This window comes from Intrasporangium sp., assembly GCF_035280925.1.
Classification (GTDB): domain Bacteria; phylum Actinomycetota; class Actinomycetes; order Actinomycetales; family Dermatophilaceae; genus Intrasporangium.
Genome location: NZ_DATEEY010000082.1, coordinates 1 through 2991 on the forward strand (window position 1 = coordinate 1; position 2991 = coordinate 2991).

A 2991-nucleotide genomic window follows, 5' to 3' on the forward strand; every position below is an offset into this window, starting at 1 on the left:
CGGCTCGTCCATCTGGCCGAAGACGAGTGCGGTCTGGCCGAGGACGCCGGCCTCCTCCATCTCGACCATGAGGTCGTTGCCCTCGCGCGTGCGCTCGCCGACGCCGGCGAAGACCGAGACGCCACCGTGGTCGCGCGCGACACGGGCGATCATCTCCTGGATGAGGACGGTCTTCCCGACGCCCGCCCCGCCGAAGAGGCCGATCTTGCCACCGAGGACGTAGGGGGTCATGAGGTCGATGACCTTGATCCCGGTCTCGAACATCTGGGTCTTGGACTCGAGCTGGTCGAAGGCCGGAGCGGTGCGGTGGATGCCCCATCGCTCGTTGACCTCGAAACGCTCACCCTCGGCGAGGTTCATCACCTCGCCGGTCGTGTTGAACACCTTTCCCAGCGTCACGTCACCGACGGGCACGGTGATCGGGCCACCGGTGTCCTGCACCGGCGTTCCGCGCACCAGGCCGTCGGTCGGCTGGAGGGAGATGGCTCGCACCATGTTGTCGCCGATGTGCTGGGCGACCTCGAGGTTGAGGGCCTTGGTCCCACCGCCGATCTGCACCTCGGTGGTCAGCAGGTTGTACTGCTCCGGCATCGCGTCGACGGGGAACTCGACGTCGACGACGGGGCCGATGATCCTGGAGATGCGGCCGACGCCGCCGGCCTGGGTGGCCTCGGTCTTGTCTGTGGCAGTGGCAGTCATGGTCTCTCTCTCACTCACGTGCTCTCGGCCAGGGCGCTGGCGCCACCGACGATTTCGCTGATCTCTTGGGTGATCTCGGCCTGTCGTGCCTGGTTGGCCAGCCGGGTGTACTTCTTGATGAGCTCCTCGGCGTTGTCGGTCGCCGACTTCATCGCGCGCTGCCGGGCCGCGAGCTCCGACGCGGCGGCCTGGAGCATGCAGTTGAACAGGCGTGCGTTGACGTACTTGGGGAGGAGCGCGTCGAGCACCTGCCCCGCGCCCGGCTCGAACGAGTACAGGGGCAGCAGGTCGTCGTCGTCCGGGGCCTCCTCGCCCTCGACGACCTCGAGCGGCAGGAGGCGGATGACGTCCGGCTCCTGGGTCACCATGGTGACGAACCGGGTGAAGACGACATGCACCTCGTCGATGCCGCCCTCGTCGGTCGGCGTCGTGAAGTCGGCGACGAGCCGCTCGCCGACCTCCCGGGCCAGCTCGAAGGTCGGCTTCTCGGACGAGCCGCTCCACTCCGCCGCGGGTTCCCGGTGCCGGAACCGGTAGTAGCCGATCACCTTGCGACCGAGGAGGTAGGGGACGACCTCCTTGCCGTCCTCGCGGAGTGCGGCGACGAGGCGCTCGCTCTCCTTGATGACCGAGGAGCTGTACGCCCCGGCGAGCCCGCGGTCCGACGTCATGATGACGACGGCGGCACGACGGACGTCCTCGTGCTCGGTGGTGAGGGGGTGGTCCTCGTTGGAGAACGTCGCCACCGCCGACACCGCACGGGTCAACGCGCGGGCGTAGGGGGTGGACTCCCGCACCGCCTGCTGCGCCCGGACGACCCGCGAGGCGGCCATGAGCTCCATGGCCCGCGTGATCTTCTTCGTCGCCGTGACGGTTCGGATGCGCTGCCGGTACTCCCGGATCTGCGCTCCCATAGGGTTTCCGCCTCTCGTTCGTCTGCTGACTTGCCCGGCCGGCGGCCCGGTGCCGGTGCACCGGACCTGCGGGTCAGCGCTTCTGCCTGACGATCTGCTCCTGTTCGGACTCCTGAGCACGTGCCGCGGCGTCCTCCTCGGCCTCCGAGCCGGCCTGGACCCCGTCGGCGCCGCGTGCCTCGAAGAGCTTGGTCTTGAACGTGCCGACCTCGGTCTCGAGAGCCTGTTCGGTCTCCTCCGCGAACGTGCTCGTCTCCCGGATGGCCGCGAGGAGCTCACCCTTCGTGCGTCGCAGGTGGTCGAGGAAGTCCGCCTCGAAGCGGCGGACGTCCTCCACCGCGACGTCGTCGAGCTTCCCCGTCGTGCCGAGCCAGATCGAGACGACCTGCTCCTCCACCGGGAAGGGTGCGGCCTGACGCTGCTTGAGGAGCTCGACGAGTCGGGCGCCCTTCGCCAGCTGGGCGCGCGACGCCGGGTCCAGGTCGGAGGCGAACATCGCGAACGCCTCGAGGGCGCGGTACTGCGCGAGGTCGAGCTTGAGGCGGCCGGCGACCGACTTCATCGCCTTGATCTGCGCGGCGCCGCCGACCCGGGAGACCGAGACACCCACGTCGATGGCGGGACGGACGTTGGAGTTGAACAGGTCGGCCTGGAGGTAGATCTGGCCGTCCGTGATCGAGATGACGTTCGTCGGGATGTACGCCGAGACGTCACCGGCCTTCGTCTCGATGATCGGCAGCCCCGTCATCGACCCCGCACCGAGGTCGTCGGAGAGCTTGGCACAGCGCTCGAGCAGCCGGCTGTGGAGGTAGAAGACGTCGCCCGGGTATGCCTCTCGACCCGGCGGGCGTCGCAGGAGGAGCGACACGGCGCGGTACGCCTCGGCCTGCTTGGACAGGTCGTCGAACACGATGAGGACGTGCTTGCCCTGGTACATCCAGTGCTGACCGATGGCGGAACCGGTGTACGGGGCGAGGTACTTGAAGCCTGCTGAGTCGGATGCCGGGGCGGCGACGATGGTCGTGTACTCCATCGAGCCCGCCTCCTCGAGGGTGCCCCTCACGGCCGCGATGGTGGAGCCCTTCTGGCCGATGGCGACGTAGATGCAGCGGACCTGCTTGTCGGGGTCGCCGGAGTCCCAGAACTCCTTCTGGTTGATGATCGTGTCGACCGCCACCGTCGTCTTGCCGGTCTGGCGGTCGCCGATGATGAGCTGGCGCTGGCCGCGGCCGATCGGGGTCATGGCGTCCACGGACTTCAGGCCCGTCTGCAGCGGCTCGTGGACCGACTTGCGCTGGACCACGGTCGGAGCCTGGAGCTCTAGCGCGCGGCGCTCGTCGCTCTCGATGGCACCGAGGCCGTCGATGGGGACTCCGAG

The 2991-nt window shown here is 68.7% G+C and carries 2 protein-coding genes and 1 pseudogene; all 3 read right to left on the bottom strand.

Translation table 11 applies throughout. The features are described from left to right. Nucleotides 1–699: pseudogene (locus VJN29_RS08800) on the bottom strand (F0F1 ATP synthase subunit beta); the annotation flags it as partial. A gap of 14 nt (nt 700–713) precedes the next feature. Further along, nucleotides 714–1613, bottom strand: coding sequence for a F0F1 ATP synthase subunit gamma (locus VJN29_RS08805; protein ID WP_324143251.1), 900 nt, complete (start codon nt 1611–1613; stop codon nt 714–716). A gap of 73 nt (nt 1614–1686) precedes the next feature. Further along, nucleotides 1687–2991 (bottom strand): F0F1 ATP synthase subunit alpha (gene atpA, locus VJN29_RS08810; protein ID WP_324143252.1); only part of this gene is annotated, 1305 nt, incomplete at its 5' end.

What these genes read in the sequence shown, in the direction of transcription:
- VJN29_RS08805 (WP_324143251.1), bottom strand. Translation starts at nt 1,613, where the DNA reads ATGGGAGCGCAGATCCGGGAGTACCGGCAGCGCATCCGAACCGTCACG.